This window comes from Sphingorhabdus sp. SMR4y, from assembly GCF_002218195.1.
GTDB lineage: Bacteria > Pseudomonadota > Alphaproteobacteria > Sphingomonadales > Sphingomonadaceae > Parasphingorhabdus.
The window spans coordinates 2,189,454-2,208,060 of sequence record NZ_CP022336.1 but is presented as its reverse complement, the minus strand read 5'-3'; the positions used below and the strand labels follow the sequence as shown (position 1 = coordinate 2,208,060).

The 18,607-nt window shown below is 60.1% G+C and carries 23 protein-coding genes; 12 read left to right on the top strand and 11 right to left on the bottom strand.

The genetic code is table 11. The annotated features are described in order from the left end of the window. Positions 1-8: 8 nt before the first annotated feature. Genes SPHFLASMR4Y_RS10605 through SPHFLASMR4Y_RS10590 form a run of 4 tightly spaced genes read right to left on the bottom strand, consistent with a single transcriptional unit; the run spans position 9 to position 3,069 of the window. Complete coding sequence (locus SPHFLASMR4Y_RS10605) at positions 9-1,271, bottom strand: FAD/NAD(P)-binding oxidoreductase (RefSeq protein ID WP_260806941.1); 1,263 nt, start codon at positions 1,269-1,271, stop codon at positions 9-11. Positions 1,272-1,301: 30 nt separating this feature from the next. Continuing rightward, on the bottom strand, positions 1,302-1,715 hold the full coding sequence (locus SPHFLASMR4Y_RS10600; RefSeq protein WP_089133515.1) for a DUF6691 family protein: 414 nt from the start codon (positions 1,713-1,715) through the stop codon (positions 1,302-1,304). After that, the gene (locus SPHFLASMR4Y_RS10595; protein WP_089133514.1) at positions 1,712-2,152 is read right to left on the bottom strand and encodes a YeeE/YedE family protein; all 441 of its coding nucleotides are present in this window, start codon (positions 2,150-2,152) and stop codon (positions 1,712-1,714) included. The genes SPHFLASMR4Y_RS10600 and SPHFLASMR4Y_RS10595 overlap by 4 nt, the downstream gene beginning before the upstream one ends. Then, a complete protein-coding gene (locus SPHFLASMR4Y_RS10590; protein WP_089133513.1) occupies positions 2,152-3,069 on the bottom strand; it encodes an MBL fold metallo-hydrolase in 918 nt (305 codons plus the stop codon). The genes SPHFLASMR4Y_RS10595 and SPHFLASMR4Y_RS10590 overlap by 1 nt, the downstream gene beginning before the upstream one ends. Positions 3,070-3,168: 99 nt before the next feature. On the opposite strand from SPHFLASMR4Y_RS10590, the gene SPHFLASMR4Y_RS10585 reads away from it, so the two are divergent. The 4 genes from SPHFLASMR4Y_RS10585 to SPHFLASMR4Y_RS10570 all read left to right on the top strand — a co-directional run bounded on the left by SPHFLASMR4Y_RS10585 (position 3,169) and on the right by SPHFLASMR4Y_RS10570 (position 5,957). Then, a complete protein-coding gene (locus SPHFLASMR4Y_RS10585; protein ID WP_089133512.1) occupies positions 3,169-3,801 on the top strand; it encodes a peroxiredoxin in 633 nt (210 codons plus the stop codon). After that, positions 3,798-4,196: an ArsR/SmtB family transcription factor gene (locus SPHFLASMR4Y_RS10580; RefSeq protein ID WP_089133511.1), complete on the top strand. Its 399-nt coding sequence runs from the start codon at positions 3,798-3,800 to the stop codon at positions 4,194-4,196. The genes SPHFLASMR4Y_RS10585 and SPHFLASMR4Y_RS10580 overlap by 4 nt, the downstream gene beginning before the upstream one ends. 15 nt (positions 4,197-4,211) lie before the next feature. Beyond that, positions 4,212-5,087: a class I SAM-dependent methyltransferase gene (locus SPHFLASMR4Y_RS10575; RefSeq protein ID WP_089133510.1), complete on the top strand. Its 876-nt coding sequence runs from the start codon at positions 4,212-4,214 to the stop codon at positions 5,085-5,087. Between the two features lie 75 nt (positions 5,088-5,162). Then, positions 5,163-5,957, top strand: a complete 795-nt coding sequence (locus SPHFLASMR4Y_RS10570) for a hypothetical protein (RefSeq protein ID WP_089133509.1) — start codon at positions 5,163-5,165, stop codon at positions 5,955-5,957. A gap of 12 nt (positions 5,958-5,969) precedes the next feature. Here SPHFLASMR4Y_RS10570 and SPHFLASMR4Y_RS10565 read toward each other — a convergent pair whose 3' ends face one another. Together SPHFLASMR4Y_RS10565 and SPHFLASMR4Y_RS10560 are read right to left on the bottom strand one after the other, a co-directional pair. Next, on the bottom strand, positions 5,970-6,740 hold the full coding sequence (locus SPHFLASMR4Y_RS10565) for a hypothetical protein (RefSeq protein ID WP_145955518.1): 771 nt from the start codon (positions 6,738-6,740) through the stop codon (positions 5,970-5,972). A gap of 73 nt (positions 6,741-6,813) precedes the next feature. Continuing rightward, a complete protein-coding gene (locus SPHFLASMR4Y_RS10560) occupies positions 6,814-9,258 on the bottom strand; it encodes a TonB-dependent receptor (protein ID WP_186265916.1) in 2,445 nt (814 codons plus the stop codon). A 277-nt stretch (positions 9,259-9,535) separates the two neighbouring features. On the opposite strand from SPHFLASMR4Y_RS10560, the gene SPHFLASMR4Y_RS10555 reads away from it, so the two are divergent. Genes SPHFLASMR4Y_RS10555 through SPHFLASMR4Y_RS10520 form a run of 8 tightly spaced genes read left to right on the top strand, consistent with a single transcriptional unit; the run spans position 9,536 to position 14,964 of the window. Beyond that, positions 9,536-9,841 carry a DUF1330 domain-containing protein gene (locus SPHFLASMR4Y_RS10555; protein WP_089133506.1) on the top strand — a complete coding sequence of 102 codons (306 nt, stop codon included), beginning with the start codon at positions 9,536-9,538 and terminating at the stop codon, positions 9,839-9,841. Then, entirely contained in the window at positions 9,834-10,307 is a 474-nt protein-coding gene (locus tag SPHFLASMR4Y_RS10550; protein WP_089133505.1) for a VOC family protein, read from the top strand. The genes SPHFLASMR4Y_RS10555 and SPHFLASMR4Y_RS10550 overlap by 8 nt, the downstream gene beginning before the upstream one ends. Next, positions 10,307-11,395 carry an NADP-dependent oxidoreductase gene (locus tag SPHFLASMR4Y_RS10545; RefSeq protein ID WP_089133504.1) on the top strand — a complete coding sequence of 363 codons (1,089 nt, stop codon included), beginning with the start codon at positions 10,307-10,309 and terminating at the stop codon, positions 11,393-11,395. Before SPHFLASMR4Y_RS10550 ends, SPHFLASMR4Y_RS10545 begins: the two co-directional genes overlap by 1 nt. Positions 11,396-11,405: 10 nt before the next feature. Continuing rightward, on the top strand, positions 11,406-11,858 hold the full coding sequence (locus SPHFLASMR4Y_RS10540; RefSeq protein WP_186265915.1) for a VOC family protein: 453 nt from the start codon (positions 11,406-11,408) through the stop codon (positions 11,856-11,858). Then, complete coding sequence (locus tag SPHFLASMR4Y_RS10535; protein ID WP_145955517.1) at positions 11,858-13,231, top strand: MFS transporter; 1,374 nt, start codon at positions 11,858-11,860, stop codon at positions 13,229-13,231. Before SPHFLASMR4Y_RS10540 ends, SPHFLASMR4Y_RS10535 begins: the two co-directional genes overlap by 1 nt. Next, positions 13,228-14,034 (top strand): alpha/beta fold hydrolase, encoded by an 807-nt coding sequence (locus tag SPHFLASMR4Y_RS10530; protein ID WP_089133501.1) that lies wholly within the window; start codon positions 13,228-13,230, stop codon positions 14,032-14,034. The genes SPHFLASMR4Y_RS10535 and SPHFLASMR4Y_RS10530 overlap by 4 nt, the downstream gene beginning before the upstream one ends. Beyond that, on the top strand, positions 14,031-14,333 hold the full coding sequence (locus SPHFLASMR4Y_RS10525) for a YciI family protein (protein WP_089133500.1): 303 nt from the start codon (positions 14,031-14,033) through the stop codon (positions 14,331-14,333). The genes SPHFLASMR4Y_RS10530 and SPHFLASMR4Y_RS10525 overlap by 4 nt, the downstream gene beginning before the upstream one ends. Positions 14,334-14,367: 34 nt before the next feature. After that, on the top strand, positions 14,368-14,964 hold the full coding sequence (locus tag SPHFLASMR4Y_RS10520; protein ID WP_089133499.1) for a carboxymuconolactone decarboxylase family protein: 597 nt from the start codon (positions 14,368-14,370) through the stop codon (positions 14,962-14,964). Positions 14,965-14,970: 6 nt separating this feature from the next. Here SPHFLASMR4Y_RS10520 and SPHFLASMR4Y_RS10515 read toward each other — a convergent pair whose 3' ends face one another. The 5 genes from SPHFLASMR4Y_RS10515 to SPHFLASMR4Y_RS10495 are packed head-to-tail and all read right to left on the bottom strand — an operon-like array spanning position 14,971 to position 18,607. Continuing rightward, complete coding sequence (locus tag SPHFLASMR4Y_RS10515) at positions 14,971-15,873, bottom strand: VOC family protein (RefSeq protein WP_089133498.1); 903 nt, start codon at positions 15,871-15,873, stop codon at positions 14,971-14,973. A gap of 1 nt (position 15,874) precedes the next feature. Next, the gene (locus SPHFLASMR4Y_RS10510; protein WP_089133497.1) at positions 15,875-16,639 is read right to left on the bottom strand and encodes an enoyl-CoA hydratase/isomerase family protein; all 765 of its coding nucleotides are present in this window, start codon (positions 16,637-16,639) and stop codon (positions 15,875-15,877) included. Next, positions 16,636-17,502 (bottom strand): polysaccharide deacetylase family protein, encoded by an 867-nt coding sequence (locus SPHFLASMR4Y_RS10505; protein WP_089133496.1) that lies wholly within the window; start codon positions 17,500-17,502, stop codon positions 16,636-16,638. The genes SPHFLASMR4Y_RS10510 and SPHFLASMR4Y_RS10505 overlap by 4 nt, the downstream gene beginning before the upstream one ends. After that, a complete protein-coding gene (locus SPHFLASMR4Y_RS10500; RefSeq protein WP_089133495.1) occupies positions 17,502-18,302 on the bottom strand; it encodes an SDR family NAD(P)-dependent oxidoreductase in 801 nt (266 codons plus the stop codon). Before SPHFLASMR4Y_RS10500 ends, SPHFLASMR4Y_RS10505 begins: the two co-directional genes overlap by 1 nt. Beyond that, positions 18,302-18,607 (bottom strand): REDY-like protein HapK, encoded by a 306-nt coding sequence (locus tag SPHFLASMR4Y_RS10495; protein ID WP_089133494.1) that lies wholly within the window; start codon positions 18,605-18,607, stop codon positions 18,302-18,304. The genes SPHFLASMR4Y_RS10500 and SPHFLASMR4Y_RS10495 overlap by 1 nt, the downstream gene beginning before the upstream one ends.

Here is an 18,607-nt window from a genome sequence, read left to right as displayed (position 1 = left end):
GGACCGGCTCAGACCGCGCCGATCCGGTGGGGCTTGACCATCCATTCGCGGCCCTTGAGCATGCCATGCCAATAGACCGGTGGCAGGATCGTGTCCTTGAGCAGCCAGGAAAGCCGCGATGGCCGTGTACCGTCGATCAGCCAGTTGGGGAAGCTGGGCAGCAATTTGCCGCCATAGCCGAATTCGGCCAGCACCACCTTGCCGCGCTCGACCGTCAGCGGACAACTGCCATAGCCATTATAGTCGGCAACCGGCGGTTTGCCATCGAGGGCTGCGAGCGCGTTGACGGCAACCACCGGAGCCTGTTTGCGGACCGCCGCCATGGTCTTGGCATTGGGCGCGTTGCACGCATCGCCGAGCGAGAAAATATTGGTATATTTCGTGTGCTTCAGGGTCGCCGGATCGACCTCGACAAAACCGCTTTCGGCGGCCAGCGGGCTCGACCGGATAAAATCCGGGGCCACTTGCGGTGGCACCACATGGAGCATGTCGAACGTCACATCGACGCGCCTGGTTTCCTCGCCACGCTTCTGTTCGAATGTGGCAATTTGCGCCGGTCCGTCGACCGCGACCAGTCTGGATTCAAGATTGAGATGGGCATTATAGCGTTCAACATATTCCATCAGCGCCGGGACATATTCCTTTACGCCGAACAGCACTGCGCCGGTATTATGGAACTGCACGTCAATATTGCCCAGCACGCCCAGCTTTTCCCACTTGCTGCAGGAGAGATACATTGCCTTTTGCGGTGCTCCGGCGCATTTGATCGGCATCGGCGGCTGAGTGAACAGCGCGGTTCCGCCGGTCATGTTCTTGACCAGCCGGAAGGTATAGGGTGCCAGGTCAAACCGGTAATTGGATGTCACACCGTTCTTGCCGAGAGTCTCGGGCAGACCGTCAATCGCTTCCCAGTCGAGCTTGATACCAGGGCAGACAATGAGCACGCCGTACGCGATCTGCTGACCATCGGCGGTGCGGACCGCGTTATTCCCGGGATCAAAGGCATGGACGGCGGACTGGATCCATTGCGCGCCGGCCGGGATCAGGTCCTTCTCCTTGCGATGGGTGAATTCCGCCGAGAAGGCGCCACCACCCACCATGGTCCAGCCGGGCTGGTAATAATGGTCGCCGGACGGGTCGATAATCGCCAGCGATATATTCCTGTCGCGCTTCAGCATGCTGGCGGCGGTGGCGATTCCGGCAGTTCCGCCGCCGACGATGACGACGTCAAAGCGGTTTGCGGTGGTTTTTGATCCATTGTTTCCTGGCATGTCCGTCATCCTCGGTTCCTGCTGCTCATGTCATTGTCTGCTGGTGAAGCGATGGGCGATCATGCCCGCCAGCAAGGCGGCCACGAAGGCGAGGGCGGGCAGCGGATTGATCGCCAGATCGGCCAGGCCCGGTCCCGGACAAAGGCCGCTGATGCCCCAGCCGGCGCCGAAAAGGACTGCGCCGATGGTCAGCTTGCGGTCGATCAGCGTGGTGCCGGGCAGCGAGAAATGCGCGTCGGCAAAGGGCTTGTCGAGCCGCCGCTGAATGACCCAGGCAATCGCCATCGGGATCATCGCGCCGCCCATGACAAAGGCCAGGGTCGGGTCCCAGTGACCGAAGAGATCGAGAAAGCCTTGCACCCGCGCAGGGTCGGCCATGCCCGAAAAGGCAAGGCCGGCACCGAACAGCGCTCCGGCGAAAAGGGCCACCATTATCTGTTTCATAACAGGCCTCCTGCCCGCATCAGCGCGACCGTGACAAAACCGCTGGCCATGAAGATGGCCGTTGCGATCAGCGAGCGCGGCGACAGGCGCGACATGCCGCAGACGCCGTGACCGCTGGTGCAGCCGGAGCCAAGGCGCGTGCCAAAGCCGACCAGCAGGCCGCCGATGACCAAGGGCATGACCGAGGGCGGAAAGCGGGTTTCAATCCCGCCGGTGATCGCGGCGATGATCAGGGCTCCGAGCGGCAGGCCGATGACGAAGGCGATGGCGATGCTGCGCGGCGCACCGCTGTCGGCGATGCCGGTGGCGCGCGCGGCGAGGCCGCTGACTCCGGCAATCCGACCGAGGCCGAGCAGCATTACTGCGGCTGCGACACCGATCATCAGTCCGCCGATCAGGCCTTCCAGCGGCATGGCATGGGGAAAGGAAGCGAGCATCAGACGCCGTTCAACGGAACTTTGAGGTAGCGCACGCCATTATCTTCCTCGGGCGGCAGATGGCCGGCCCGCATATTGACCTGGACCGAGGGCAGGATCAGCCGCGGCATGTCCAGCGTTTTGTCGCGCTCGGTTCGCATCTTGACAAATTCGTCCTCGGTCACGCCGTCATGGGCATGGATATTGTTCTTCCGCTGTTCGGCGACGGTGGTTTCCCAGACATATTCGTCGCGGCCTTCCGGCAGATAGTCATGGCACATGAACAGGCGGGTGCTGTCGGGCAGCGACAACAGCCGCCGCATCGACTGGTAGAGCTTGCGCGCGTCGCCGCCGGGGAAATCGGCCCGGGCCGTTCCGTAATCCGGCATGAACATCGTGTCGCCGACAAAGACCGCATCACCGATCACATAGGCAATATCGGCCGGCGTATGACCGGGTACGTGCATCACCGTCACATCGAGATCGCCGATCTTGAACGTGTCGCCATCGGCGAACAGGCGGTCGAAATCCGACCCGTCGCGCTGGAACTCGGTGCCGGCGTTGAACAATTTGCCGAAGACATCCTGTACCGTCACGATATGCTCGCCGATGGCAATTTTGCCGCCGAGTTTTTCCTGCAGATAGGGCGCCGCCGACAGATGGTCGGCATGGGCATGGGTTTCCAGCAGCCACTGGACCGTCAGGCCCTGTTCCCTGACATAGGCGATCACCTCGTCGGCGGAATCGAAGGACGTCCGGCCGGAAGCCGGGTCAAAGTCGAATACGCTGTCGATGATCGCGGCGCATTTGGTCTCCTTGTCATGCACCACATAGGTCACCGTATAGGTCGGCTGGTCAAAGAAAGCCTTGATAACGGGGAGCTGCAGCTGCGCGCGGGAGATTTGTTCCGTTGCATGAATCAGTGCCGAATCAGTCATGGGTAATTCCTCAAATTCATATTTACATAAACTATGTAATACATTATATGTGTTGCGTCAATATCCGAAGACTGCCAATTCTTGGGAGAGGTGAAATTAATGTCAGACGCGTTGCAGGTAAATTCAGGGTCATTGCGTATCGGGGACGTTGCCCCGGACTTTGAGGCGCGCACGACCCGTGGACCAGTGAAATTGTCCGATTATCGCGGCCGCTGGTTGATCTTCTTTTCCCATCCTGCCGATTTCACCCCGGTCTGCACCACCGAGTTCGTCGCCCTCGCCCGCCATCAGGAGCGGTTTGAGGCGATGGACTGTGCCCTGCTCGGCCTGTCCGTGGACAGTCTCTATTCGCATCTCGCCTGGGTCCGGGCGATCGAGGACAAGTTCGGCGTGGCGATTCCATTCCCGATCGTCGAGGACCCGAGCATGGCGGTCGGTCGCGCCTTCGGAATGATCGACGAAACCGCCGCCGACTCCGCAGCGATGCGGACCAGCTATTTTATCGATCCGCAGGGCGTGGTCCGTGCAACCACCTGCTATCCGCACAATGTCGGCCGCTCGGTCGACGAGATGGTGCGCCTGCTCGCCGCTCTGCAGCTCGCCGACAAGGCCGATGTCCTGATTCCGGAAGGATGGCAGCCCGGCGATGACGTGCTGCAGATACCGCCGCTGTCGGCGACCGATATCGATCGCGAAGACGACTGGTTCTGCCACAAGGTGAAGGCCCCGTGACGGCGATTTACGAAAGCCGAGACCGCGCCGGTGCCGCGACCGAGAAGCTGAAAATCTTTGCCCAGCCGCAACGGCTGATGATATTGTCCTTTCTGTTGCGCGGCGAACGCAGCGTCAGTGAAATCGACGCCGCGACAGGCATCGGCCAGCCGGCGCTCAGCCAGCAGCTCGCGGCCCTCAGGCAAGCGGATGTCGTCAAGACCCGCCGCGAGGGCAAGCAGATCTGGTATGATCTTGCCGACGAGGCCTCGCGTCTCTGCGTGCGGACGATGGAGGCGCTGCTGACCGACGAACCGGATCCGCAGCAGATCATGGAGGCCGCGACAAAGACAGGTGCGCCGACCAGGAAGACCGTGACCGGAACGGGGACCGCCGGCTTCGCCAAAATTTTGTAGATCAGGAAAAAGAGCATGAGCAAGGACAGTAGCCCGTCGGGCCAGCAGCCGGAGGAATTGAAACAGGAAGACTGGGCCGGCGAAATGGGCCTCAAATGGCTGGCCAGCCTTTCGCTGTTCGAGGAAATGATTGCGCCGATAGGCGAAGCGCTGCTGGCGCGCGCCGGCTATCAGGATGGAGAGACGGTCATCGATCTCGGCTGCGGTGGCGGCGCCACGACGCTGGCGATTGCCGACGCGGTCGCCCCTTCCGGCAAGGTCATGGGCCTCGATATCTCGCCCGATCTGATAGCTGCCGCGCAGGAACGGGCGGACAAATCCGGTGCCGGAAATATCGCCTTCACCTGTGCCGACGCCGCCACGGTGCAATTGCCGGACGCGCCTTATGATCGCCTGTTCTCCCGCTTTGGCAGCATGTTTTTCGCAGATCCGGTCGGTGCCTTTACCAATTTGCACGGGCTGGTCCGCAAGGGCGGACGCATCGATCTGGCGGTATGGGGCCCACCGCGCGACAATCTCTGGATGATGGAGATGATGGGCGTCGTCAGAAATCATATCGAAATCCCGCCGGCAGTGCCGCGCGCGCCGGGGCCCTTTGCCTTTGAAGATCTCGAATATCTCGGCGAGATTCTGGATGCCAGTGGCTTCACAAATGTCGACATTGCCGCCTATGAAGCGCTTCAGCCGGTCGGCGGAATCGGTGCAACGCCGCAGAAGGCAGTGGAATTTGCCTTCGCTTCGATGGCCGTCGGTCGTGCGCTGGCCGACAAGGGCGAGGCGGTCATCGATGCGGCCAGCAAGGAGCTGGCTAGTGTTTTCGCCAGGCACCACGTCCCCGGCGAGGGTGTGATGATGCAGGGCAAGGTCTGGCTGGTATCGGCCACAGCGTAAATCGCAACGGAACCGCTTGCTATTGCGTCCTGATTGTCTAAATTTGTCCGGACAAATTATCGGGAGGCCGGGTTGATGGTGACGGGATATATATTGCTTCAGGCAGCCGCTTTGGTGGCCGCTCCGGATAGCGGGGCGGATATTGCCAGCCTGCTGCCTGGCACGTTCAGCAACGAAGAACAGGTCTATTTCGAAAAAGATGCCGGCCGGCCGGCCCCGCCCTGGCTGTCGCTGCGGATCTCGCCGGACCAGGACAGGCTCGTGATGGAACCGATTGATGCGTTCGGCAAGCTAATCGGCAAAGCGGATCCTGTCGTCGTTTCTACCGGTGACCGGCGCAGCGCGGTGCAGGTCGGCAAGTGCAGCCGTTTCTTTGAGCGGTCGGAACAGGGCTGGCTCTATGCCGCAGCGCAGAATCGCATGGCCTGCCGCCAGACCTATCAGATCATCGCTATTGCCAGGGACGGCATCAGATTGCGGCTGGACGACGGGACCGAGACTTTTCTGAAACGCGCCAGACCGGCGCGATGCTGGGCAGCGATACCCAGGACCCAAGTGAAGGAAGACGGCAGCACCGACTGGGTCTTCGCGCGCGATCTTGAACTGCATGACCAGGGCGGCCGAGTGACGGCCGGAGGTGGTGACAGCGGCGCCGAACCGGTCACCTTGCGGATGCGGGCGGTGCACTGGCCTGCGCCCAGCACCAACCGTCCGAGCCTGGTGCTCTATGTCCACAAGCAGGATCCCGACCGCGCGGAAAGCTATAGCTGGGCCGATATTGACGCCCGCCGCGTCGGCCTCAATCTGCGCTGGATGCAGGCCAGTTGCACCATTGACGATAGGCAGGGCAGTGGCAAATCCTCCGACTGATCCTTTGCCGGTTCAGTCTCCCGGCGGGGTGAACAGCGCGCTATCGATTTCGCCATTGACCCGGGTATCGGTCCAGAACACCTCATTGGCCTTGCGTCCGTCATAATAGAGAGTGACGTGGCGAGCTTGCAGCCAACGCGGGTTCTGCAGCTCGACGAAATCATCATAATGCCGCTGATGCCAGCCTTTGGGCGTGCGGAAACCCATCGAGCGTATGGCATGGCTTTGCTGGTCGACGCCGAACAGGGTTTGGCCACCGCCGGGATCGGTCAGTTCTACCATGTAGAGCCGGTGGCCGGCTATTGCGTCATCGGGCAATCGCGTTGCGCTGAAGCCAGGTTTGCCGGCGTGGCGGATGATGTCGAAACCGAAATTGCTCGCCCAGAAACGGTCCGCTTCGGCCTTGGGCGTGATGCCCCGTTCGGTCCAGGTCGTCGCGCCGTCGAAGCCGACTTCGAAAATACGCTTGGCGCCTGACCTGGCGATGATCCTGACCTTGCCGCCGGCGCCATGGGCGCTTTCACGACCGGGATCAAATATCCGCCACATCCGGTAATCATCGGCGATCACGCGCGGTTCATGGCCCGTCCCGCCATAGAATATCGCTCGCCCCGAAAGGCTCAGCGTCCGGGCGTTGGCCCATTGTTCACCGCCAGCGGCCTCTCTAGCCAGCGCCAGTATTTCTGCGCCGGTCAACGGCGTCTCGGCCTGTGCCTGGGGCGTAGCCGTGGCTATTGCAAGAACAGCAAACAGCCATGGCGCCAATCGTCTGAATCTTTCCATCGTCGGTCTCCCGAAACAAGAAAGCCGCCCGAGCGGACGGCTTTCTGTAGCTAATCTTGCAGGCGTTGACGCCTCAATATTTCGCGGACAACACGACACCGAAGCGGCGACCGGGGCGGAGGCCGGCGGTGAAATTCCGCTTGAAGGAGTCATTGCCGTCGGCGTAGCGGAGAATCTGCGCCACGGAATCCTCATCTGTCAGGTTCTTGACATAGCCCTGGATTTTGAAATTCTCGTTTTCAAAACCGATGCGGAAATCGGCAACGGCGGACCCGCCGGTTTCGGCCAGATTGTGAACCTGGGCAAAGCTGGTGGAGACCATGCTGATATTGGCACCGGTAAAGAAGGTCCAGTCGCTTGACCCCAACGGCATCCGATAGTCGACATCGGCAAAGACCTGGTGGACCGGCGCGCGGGGAATTTTCTTCCCCTCGATAGAACCGAACAGTGACTGGCAACCGGCTTCATCGGGGAATTCGTCTCCGGTGGAGCAATTGACCAGTCCGTCATCCAGTACGTCGTTCAAGACGCCCTGATTCTCGTCAAAGCCGGACTTGAACTTGCTGTCGGCCAGTGCGTAATTGGCGGTAAAGGTAAGATTATCGCTGGGCCGGGCAACAATTTCCAGCTCCATGCCGATGACCCGTGCCTTGCCCGCATTGACCACCGCGGAAACCACGCTGATCGGTGACTGCACATTCTGGGTCAGCTGGTAGCCGCTGATCGTGTTGTGGAAGGCAGCAAAATTGACCGTCAGGGCGCGGTCGAGGAACTGGTTTTTCGAACCGATTTCAAATGCGTCGACATCCTCTGCTTCATAGGAGGGGACACCGGCCTGAATCGCCGTCACACCATTGAAGCCACCGGGTTTCTGGCCTTGTGCGAAAGAGGCATAGAGCAGATTATCCGGTGTCGCCTGCCAGCCGAGCAGCACGCGCGGCGAGAATTTCTTGAAGGTCGTACCAACGCTTACCGGTGTGGCGGGCGGATCTCCTGCATTGCGGGCGATGGTCGTCTGCTCGACTTTTTCTTCGGCATAGCGCCCTTCCACGCTCAGGGTCAGGGTCTCGGTGAGATCGAAGCTTGCCGCTCCGAACAGCGCCCAGTTGCGAATATCATAATTATTCTGGTTGCGTGGCACCACCACAACTCCGGCACCGGCAGGATCGGTCAGGAAGCTGAAGAAACAGCCGGCAGCGGGAGAGCATAGTGCTGCCTGGCGCGCTTGCGAATTGGCCAGAGCCAGCGCATTGGCATTGGCCGGGAGTTCGCGAATATCCTTGGTGTCATCGGACTGGTCGAAATAATAGCCGCCGACCATGATATCGAACCGGTCACCATCATAGGCAAGCCGCAATTCCTGCGACCAGTCTTCGGTTTCTCCTGCACTGGCAAAGGAGAAATCGACCGGTCCGCCATTGACGATACCGATGCCGACGGGACCGGCCGGGAAGGTCGCAAAGGTCGAAGCCTGAAAGCTGCCCGGGCTATAGTCGCCATCGGTTACCAGGCTGCTGTTGACCTTGTTATACCCGGTCAGCGAGGTCAGCGTCAGTTCGTCCGACAGTTCATATTCCATTTTCAGACTGGCGTTGAACGTCTTGACATCGAGCCCGACATCTTCGCCATTATTGGCAAACTGCCTCGTATAGTCGGTGTTGATCTCGGCCGGTTTGATCGTGCCGCAGAAATAGCGCCCGCCGCCGGCGTAAAAACTGCCATTGTCGAAATAGCAATTATTGTCGCTGGCGCTGGTCGAGAAAATGGCCGGTTGTCCGTCTTCCGTGCGGTTGTAATAAGTCCGGAGCTGGGCTGTGAAGGGGCCGCCGTCATTATAGGCAAAGCCGCCGGAAAAGGAGTAGGATTTCTGCTTGCCGATCTTGCTGCCGTCATACTGGTTCGTATATTCACCGTCGTTGGTGAAATAGCGGCCCGAGGCGAAAGCGGTGATCGAATCGGTAACAGGGCCCCGGATATTTGCCGTGACATCATAGCGATCATGTTCCGAAATGTCGGCCGAGACGCTGGCGGTCGGGCGGTCCGCGGAGGTTTTCGAAATGATATTGATTGCACCGGAATAGGTGTTCCGTCCGTAGAGCGCGCTTTGCGGGCCCTTCACGACCTCGATGCGTTCGATATTGTCGACATTATAATCGCCGACCGAACCGCTGAAATAGATGCCGTCGATAAAGACCGCGACTCCCGATGATCCCAGAACATTGGCCTGGCCGCGAATGACCGGGCGGTTGGCGTCCCGGCCCAGGCTGTCGTCGAAGGTCAGACCAGCAGTGGTTTTCGATATGTCGGCGACACTGTTGAGCGCCAGATTGTCAATCGATTCGGAGGTGACAACGGCCACGGCGGTTGGCACTTCCTGAAGATTTTCCGAAACCTTGCGCGCCGTCACGATGATCATGTTGGAATCTTCGACACCCTCGGTGGATACGGGTTGCGCGAATGCGGATGCTGGCAGGGTCGCCGCCGCAGCCATGAGCAAATATTTGTAAGAAATTTTCATTTGAGTTCTCCCTGATACCAGCTTCGCTGATTTGCATGTCCTCCAGCACCGGAGTCTCACTGCCATAATAATTTGTCCAGACAAATTATTATTTTCCGTATCTATGGCAACAAACTGTATCAATTTTGCAACGGAATAAAGGATGTGCCGCTGCGCAAGAGCGGTCGTTCGCGGGGGATTATCGGGCCTTCGATCCGGCTGAATTCGGCTGATCATTTAGGCATTGCATTCGCAGACAAAGCAGTTAATTTGTCCGGACAACTTTTAGGAGACCCTTATGCCCGCCTATATGATCGTCACCGCCAATATCAAGGACAGGCACGCTTTTATCAGCGGCTATGGTGCCGCCGCGGGGGCTTTGGTCGAGAGATTCGGCGGCAAATATGTCTTGCGCGGCCCGGGCGCCGAGCTGCTGGAGGGCGATTTTGGTGATGGCGCGTCGATGGTAATTTCGGAATGGCCAGACAAGGCCGCTGCCAAGGCTTTCTGGGATAGTCCGGAATATCAGGAGGCGAAAAAGCTTCGCGCAAATATTGCCGAAGTGCAGGTCCTCCTGATCGAAAGCCCGAAAATCAATGACTGATATTATCAAACGCACCACCCTGATGGTCCGTGACGGCGATAGGGCTTCGCACTGGTATCAAACCGTGCTCGGCATGACCAAGTGGATGGATACGCCCTTTACCCTGACCGGAACCCAGTTGGCGGCAGGCAAGAAGGGCGACCGGACCCGGCTGATCATTCTCAAGTGCGAGGATGACCTGATCGGGATGATCGGTCTGCTCGAATGGCTCGACCCGAAAATGAACGCGCCTGAAGAACTGCCCGAAGAGATCAAGTTCGGGGCTCCGGTGTTCGTGGTTGCTTCCGAAGATGCCAGAGGGGCGCTGGAACGGGCGCGGACGCTGGGTTCGCGGGTTCATTGCGAACCGCGCGAGTGGACCGTAACCGGGGCTGATGGCAAACAGAAGGATATGATCGGCTGCTCCTTCTGGGATCTGGACGGCTATTTTTTTGAAGTGAACCAGGTTGTGAAGGTTCACGATTAGTGAGTGACGATGGTCTCGAGGCTTTCGACTCCCTGTCCGCAGGCAAGCGCATAGACGATGACGCCAATTACCAGTGGCGCGTTGCGGCGCGGCCGGTGGCCAATGTCGTGCCGTCCGACTTTCGATGGACGGTCACCGATATTCCCGAGCCACGGGATGGAGAGGTGCTGCTGAAAACGCATTATCTCGGACTCGCACCGGTCATGCGCTTCTACATGCAGGGCACCGGTGCAGCCGGTGAACGGGCGCTCGAACCGGGGGATGTGATCCACGGCCGCGGCGTTGCGCAAATCGTCAAGTCGCGCCATCCCGACTGGCAGGAAGGCGAAATGGTGCAAGGTCAACTGGGCTGGCAAACCTACAAGGTCTCGGCCATGACCGCCCAGGAGAAATTCTTTAAAATGCCGAAAAACGGACTGCCGGCGGCGCTGGGATCCGGGGTGCTGGGGATGACGGGACTGTCGGCCCATGCCGGGCTTTTTGGCTGTGGCGATCCGGTGCAGGGCGACCGGATGCTGCTGTCCGGTGCTGCCGGAGGCGTCGGTTCTATGGTCAGCCAGATGGCAGCCCATGTCGTTGGCTGCGAAGTTGTGGGCATGGCGGGAGGCGCGGAGAAATGCGCCTTCATCCGCGACCATGGCTGTTCGCAGGCGATTGACTATAAATCGGAAGATATCGAGGAGAGTCTTGACGCATTGATGCCCGGCGGCATCGATCTCTATTTTGACAATGTCGGTGGCGAGACCCTGGCAGCCTGTCTTGATCGGCTCCGCATGCACAGCCGTATCGTGCTGTGCGGATCGATCAGCGAATATATGCGCGAGCAGCCTTTCGGTCTCGTCAACTATACCCGGTTGCGGGCGACCGAAAGCCGGATGCAGGGCTTTTTTGTCTACAACCATCTGCACAAGTGGGAGCGGGTGATGGACGATCTGGCCGGGTGGATCGATGATGGCCGCCTGCAACCGGTGCAGGACATCGAGGACGGTTTCCAGAATATGCCGCGCGCGCTGGCCAATCTATATTATGGCCGGAATGTCGGCATCCAATGTTGTTCGGTTCGCGGTGAACCGGAGCATTGGAATTGAGGAGAATGATATGACCGTTGAGCAGGCAGTCCGGTTCCAGCGCGCAAATTTCGTGGTCGCGGATGTCGACAGGGCGCTGACCTTCTATCGCGACGTGCTGGGTTTCGAGCTAACCTTCCGCAAGGGGCACAATCCGGAGAGCTATTCGATACCCGTATTTGCAATCCCCGACGGTGCCGAGCTGGATTTCGCCATTCTCTCGCTGCCCGGCCAGCCGCGCATCATGGCGCTTTCCGGGATCGGGAAAATCACTCTTGAGCCGGCGCCGCATCCCCGGCGCAGCGCCATCGTGCTCGATGTTGCCGATCCCGACAAGGTCATGGCCGACAGCGCTGCACTGGGTCTGAAAGTATATGAAGAAGGCCGGCTGGAAACGCATGACGGGCGGATCGGCCGCGAGATCGGCATTGTCGATTTCGACGACAATCTGGTGGTCATCTACCGCATTCCGGACGCGCAGTGATGCGTGGCGATGCGGCGCCCGGCGCTGTGCTTCCGGGATCGGAAGACACCGGACCACCGCCAGCGAAGCCCTATCCCAGCTCCGCCGCGGGCTGGTTCCTCGTCGTCATGCTCACCATCGCCTATATTTTTAGCTTTGTAGACCGCTATATTCTCGGCCTGCTGATCGAGCCGATCAAAGCGGAATTCGGTCTGTCCGACCGCTCCATCGGCTGGCTGCTCAGTGCCTTCACGCTGGTCTACGGTTTCGTCGGCATATTCATGGGATGGCTGATCGACCGCGGCAAGCGTATCTGGATCGTGTCGATCGGCGTTGGCCTCTGGTCGATTGCGACCGTGGCCACCGGCACGGCCAAGAATTTCGCGCAACTGTTTGCCGCCCGCATGGGCGTCGGTGTCGGCGAAGCGACCCTGAGCCCGGCGACATTCTCGATGATCGGCGACAGTTTTCCGGCGGAGAAACGCGGCAAGCCGATTGCCTTCTATTCCTCGGCCCTGCCGATCGGCGCCGGCCTGGCGTCCCTGCTCAGCGGTGCGATCATCGCATGGACGGCCTCGGGCGGAACGCAGTCGCTGCCGTTCTTCGGTGCCTTGTCGCCCTGGCGCTTCACCCTGATTCTGGTCGGCCTGCCCGGTCTGGTGTTTGCGCTGTTCTTCCTGCTGATGAAAGAACCCGCGCGGCGCCCGGCCGCTGCTGCCGCCGACGTGATCAGCGGTAGCGGCTTTGGTGACGCGCTCCGATATATCTGGCGCAACCGGCTTCTCTATCTCGGTTTCCTGCTGTTGATCGGCACGATGACCACCATTGCCTACAGTCAGGGATTTCTGGCGCCGACCTTCGAAAGAACCTGGGGCTGGTCACCGCAGAAATATGCGTTCGTCAACGGCGTTGCCTTGCTCGTTATCGGCCCCGCCAACATGCTTCTGATGGGCACGATTTCCGACTGGTGGACCCGCAAGGGCGTGAAGGATGCCGCCCTGCGATTGCTGTTCATCGGTTTTCTGATCATGGTGCCGACCGCCTCGCTTCCGCTGTTCATGCCGACCGCCGAGCTGGCGTTCGCGATCCTGTGCATCAATACCGTCGGCATCGGTATCGTATCCGCAATCGGGGTAACGGCCCTGCTGGTGATCACCCCGGCACAGGTGCGCGGGCAGATTGTCGCCATTTATTATCTCTCGATCAGTTGGTTCGGTTCGCTGGGACCGATTGTCGTCGGTGAATTGTCGAGCAGTGTTTTCGGCGAGGATAATATCCGCTTTGCCGTCGCTGCCGTGCCATTTATTTTCGGTATCATTCCGTTTCTGATGATGCCGCTGACCCGGCGCCTCTACCGCGCCCAGATGGAACGGCTGGGGGATGGTGCAGGATGATCGGCAAAGGCTATTCCGACGGCCCGTTCGGTCAGCTTCACTGGCGGATGCTGGTGCCGGAACAAAAGGTGACGCGGCCCGATCTCTATTGTTTGCACCCGGCGCCGTTCAGCGGCCTGGCCTTTACCACCATCATGCCGTTTCTCGCCTCGGGACGCCGCGTGATCGCACCTGATTTTCCCGGCCACGGCGGGTCGGACCGGTTCCGGCCGGATCCGGGAATTGCCGACTATGCAGAGGCTATGGAAGCGGTGATGGAGGATCTGTCCGGTACGGCGCCGGTCGACATCATGGGTTTCCACAGCGGCAATCTGGTGGCCGCCGAAATGGCGGCTGAAAACAGCGGCCGGGTCCGCAGTCTGGTGCTGATCGATGTTCCCGCTTTCGATCCGCAAGCGCGCGCGCGGTTGCAGCCCGCCGTCGCCGGCCGTTTTGCAATTACCGCCGATCTCCGCTGTCTGGAAAAGCCCTGGGATCTCGGGATGACCAAGCGGGTGGACAGTCAGGGCATTGACCGCAGTTTCGAAATGTTCACCGAACAATTGCGCCACGGGGCGGCGATGAATGCCGCTTTCCACGCCGCCTTCACTTATGATGTGGAAGGACGTTTGCCCCTGCTGTCCCGGCCCGCGCTGATCCTGGCGACGCAGTCCGGCTTGCTCGAAGCCACCCGCCGCGCCGCCAGCCTGATACCATCCGCCCGGCTTGTCGAAAGGCTCGACATCAAGCGTGCCGTGCTTGACGAGGCGGCGGAAAAAACGGCAACAGAAATACTCCACTTCCTGGATGAGGATATTCGATGAAAACTTTCGCCATTTATTGCACCGACAATCCCGATACCGCGCAGAAAAGGATCGATGCGCGGCCGGCCCATTTTGCCCATATGGAAAAAATGATGGAGCATTTCTATGTCGCCGGTCCGCTGCTCGACGAGCAGGGCGAGACGGTCGGCTCGATGCTGGTCGTGAAAGCGGAATCGGCGGCCGAAGCGCGCAAATATCCGGAAGCCGATCCCTATTATGCCGCCGGCATCTGGGCCGATATCCGGATCACGGAATTCATTCCGGCGGCAGGCGACTGGATCGGTGGCAAAATCTGGTAGAACCGGCCCGGACCGGAAGCAAAGGCAAGCAAGCATGACCCGTATCAAGCCCCTGTCGAAGGCAGAGCTTCCCGAGGAAACACTCGCGGCCCTGAACTTCTCGGAAAATCTGATGGGCTATGTGCCCAATTCGGTGATGACCATGGCCCACTGGCCGGAGCTGCTGCTTGCCTTTCGCGGTCTGGTCTCGGTCATCTATGGTGATAGCGCAATTGACAACGGTCTCAAGCGTATGATCGGGGCTGTTGTGAGCGCGGCTGCCGGCTGCCGCTATTGCATGGCGCATAGCACGCTTGGTGCTCGGGATGTCGGCGTCGACGAGGCCAAGGTGCAAGCCGTCTGGGAGTATCAGACCAGCGATCTGTTCAGCGACGCAGAACGCGCCGCGCTGGATCTGGCCTTTGCTGCCGGACAGGTACCCAATGCCGCGACCGACGACCATTTTCTGGTACTGGATGCGCATTATGACGAACGGCAAAAGACGGAGATCATGGCGGTGATCGGCATGTTCGGGTTTCTCAACCGCTGGAACGATACGCTGGTGACCGGCCTCGAGGACAAGCCTTTCGAATCCGCCAGCGCCTTGTTCCGCACCGACCAGTGGCAACCCGGCGCGCATCGCAGCACATGATCGCTGCTAGCCGATCTCGATCAGCTCCAGCAATTCGCCGGCGGGGCCGATGGTCGTGGCTGAACGGCGTCCGTTATAGGGCGCAGCGGTGGAGGTGCGCGGCGGGCTGATCCAGTCGACCGTAATCTTGTCGAGATTATCGACGGCCAGACTCACCAGCGCATTGCCCGGTGGCAACATGCCGTCGTGGTGGAGGCGCGCTGTTGCTTCGGCGGGATAGTCGTCGACCTCGACAATCGGCAATCGATCTTTCTGCACCATCGTCAGGTCGGACAATGTGTCTGCCGGCTTTCCGAAGGCGTCGTTTATCATGCTGTAGGCAAGCGTATAGGTATCGCCCTCGGTCAGATCGAGATTGTCGCAATACCATTGCACGGTCGCGGCCCGATCCGGGGTCGCCAGAATGACGATGAAAATATGATCGGTCAGGCATTGAGCCTGCGGCAGATCGGACGAGGGCGTATTGTCCCGGACCTCGTTGAGATAGACCATCTCCTGTCCGGTCCCCAGCACCTGCATCGGCACAAAATAGGGCAGTCCCGCCAGTTCCTTCGGCGGCCCGACAATATCAAAGCCGCTGCCCTCGAGACGGTCCGGCCAGCCGAACACGTCCTGCACGGTCAGTTCGAAGGCCGCCCAGCCGTAGGTGGTTGTCGGTTTGAATCCGGGATGACCGGGCTGTTCGACAAGCCGGATATGGCAATCGGCCCCGCTGGCCGGCTGCACTATCGCCATGGGCGCGCCGGCGCTGTTCGGGCAGCCCCAGCTGTCCGCCAGAGTGGCGGACAACGGCCCCTGTTCGACAAGCGTCATGCCGAGGATATCGCGATAGTCGTGCAGCGCCGCTTGCAGATCGGGCACAACGGCCACGCCGCCCAGTATCGCGCCATGTTGCAGATCGTGGGTCATATCAAAACTCCGGTTTTCTCTTTTCGAGAAACGCGCTCACGCCTTCCTTGAAATCATCGCTGTCGAACGCGGCGTTGAACAGCGCTTCCGATTCGGCATCATCGTCGGCCTGTCCTTCCAATATGCGCCGGATGACACGCTTGCTCATCCGCTGGCTGTGCGAGGACACCGACGCCATTGTCTCGGCCGTCGCCATGGCCTCGGCATAGGGATCATCGGCAAGTACGGTAATCAGTCCGATCCGCAGCGCCTCTTCGGCGGGCAGGATCTGGCCGGTGAACAATATCCGTTTCGCCTGCGATGGCCCGACTGCGTCGACCAGCAATTTCGTGTCGTGCAGCGGATAGACGAGTCCGAGTTTTGCCGGCGTGATGCCAAATCGGGCCGCCGGACCGGCGATGCGCAGATCGCAGGCCAGGGCGATGCCGCAACCGCCACCGATACAATCTCCGTCAATCACCGCAAGGGTTGGCTTCGGGGCCTGCGCCAGGTCATGCTGGACCTTGCCGATCGCAGCCTGATTTTTTGCGCGCCAGACCGGGTCGCTCGACCCGGTACTGAATTCCCCGATATCTGCGCCAGCGCAAAAGGCGCTGTCCCTGCTGCTGGCATGGACGGCCAGAAGACGGATGGATTCGTCCGCCATCGCATCGGCGAGCAGGTCCGGGAACAATTCCCACATCTGCTGCGTGAAGGCATTGCGCTTCTCCGGACGATCAATCAGCAGGTGCGCGATCTTGCCCTCTTTCTCGAGCCGCAGGGTCATGCCGGATCCACCTTTGCCAGATGCCGGGCAATCTGGTGCCGGCTGGTCACCCAGACATCCTTTTTCGAGCGGACATGCTTGAGAAATTCCTCGAATGCCCAGATGCGGCCGGGCCGCCCGATGATCCGCAGATGCAGGCCGAGCGACATCATCTTGGGATGGCCTTCTTCGCCCTCGCGGTAGATCTGGTCGAAATTATGCTTGGCATAATCCAGCCATTGCTGCGGCGTCATCGCCGGATCGGTCCACATTTTCATGTCATTGCTGTCGAGCTGATAGGGCACGATGGCCAGCGGCTTGGCCGGCACGGTCTGCTTGTCCCAGAAGGGAATGTCGCCCGAATAGTCATCCATATGATAGGCGAAGCCCTCCTCGATCAGCAGGCGCCGCGTATTGTCGGTGTGAAAATAGCGTGACAGCCAGCCATAGGGGCGCACGCCGACGGTTTTCTCGATTGAGCTGACAGCCTTGCGAATGAACTCCCGTTCCTTGTCTTCGTCCATCTTGAACTGGTGCACCCAGCGATAGCCGTGGCTGACCGGTTCATGGCCCAGGTCGGCAATCGCCTGCGCGATCTCAGGATGGTTTTCGAGGCTCATTGCCGCCACCGTCCAGCTCGCCATGATGTCATAGTCGCGGAGCAGTTTCACGATCCGCGGCGCCCCGGCCTTGATGCCGTAGAGATAATTGCTCTCGTTGCCATAGTTGCGGATCGGCGACTTGATATGGATGCCCAGTTCATCCACCGGCTCCATGCCGCGATCGCCGCGCGCGACCGTCATCTCGCTGCCTTCCTCGACATTGACGACGATGCTCAGCGCCATTTTCGCGCCATCCGGCCAGTCCATGCGTTCTTCCTGCATCAGTGCATTTCCTCCCCGCCGGAGACGTTGATCGCCTCGCCGGTCACATAAAAAGCATCATCACTGGCCAGCCAGGCACAGGCCGCGGCCGTGTCGCTCGCCAGGCCCGGGCGTCCCATCGGATTCTTCGTGCTCATATTGGCAATATAGGCCTCGACGGTCTCGAACCCGAGAAGCTTGGAAAAATATTCGTTCTGCTGCGCGCCCAGCCCGGTTGTCACATGGTTGGGACAGACCGCGTTGACGGTGATGCCATGCGCGCCCAGTTCGACGGCGCTCGCTCTGGTCAGGCCGATCATGCCGTGTTTCGAGCTGACATAGGCGGGCAGATGCGGGAAAGCGGTCTTCGCTGCCTGACTGGCGATATTGATGATGCGTCCGCCCTTGCCGGATGCGACCATCGCCCTGGCCGCCGCCTGCGTGCAGTAGAAGGCACCGGACAGATTGACCCCGATCACCGTCGCCCAGTCTGCCGGATCGACGTCCAGCAGCGGCTTCATCATGAAACCGATGCCGGCATTGTTGACGAAAATATCGACCGCGCCAAAGGCCTCGACCGTCTGGTCGACCAGCGCCTGACATTGTGCCGCGTCGCTGACATCGCAGGCAATCGTCGCCACCTCGGCTCCGCGTCCGCGCAGCTCCTCGGCGACGGCCTCTTCCTCCTCGCCGATGGCCAGATCGGACACGACGCAATGGGCGCCCTCATCGGCAAAACGCTGCAATATGCCCTGCCCGAGCCCTTTCTGTTTGCCGGAGCCGGTAACGACAACGGTTTTTCCTGCATAGCGGCCGGACATCAGAGATCCTCGGTCAGAATGAATTGCGGATTGTCGGCAAATTCCTGGAACGGCGCGGCCATCGCCTGGAATTCCTCGGTCGAGATATCGGCGACGAAACCGTCCATCTCCTTGATGTCGAGTATTTCGATATATTGATAGGGTGAAGCCTCGTCCGAGCCGAACAGGCCGGTGGCCTTGTGAACCGTGAAACCCTCGACCGAACCGAGCTTGTTCACGCCCGGAATATCGGCGGTCTTTGCCCAGTTTTCATAGTCGGCTGCACTGACGCCCGGCTTCAGGTTGAAAATGACCACGATTCGCAT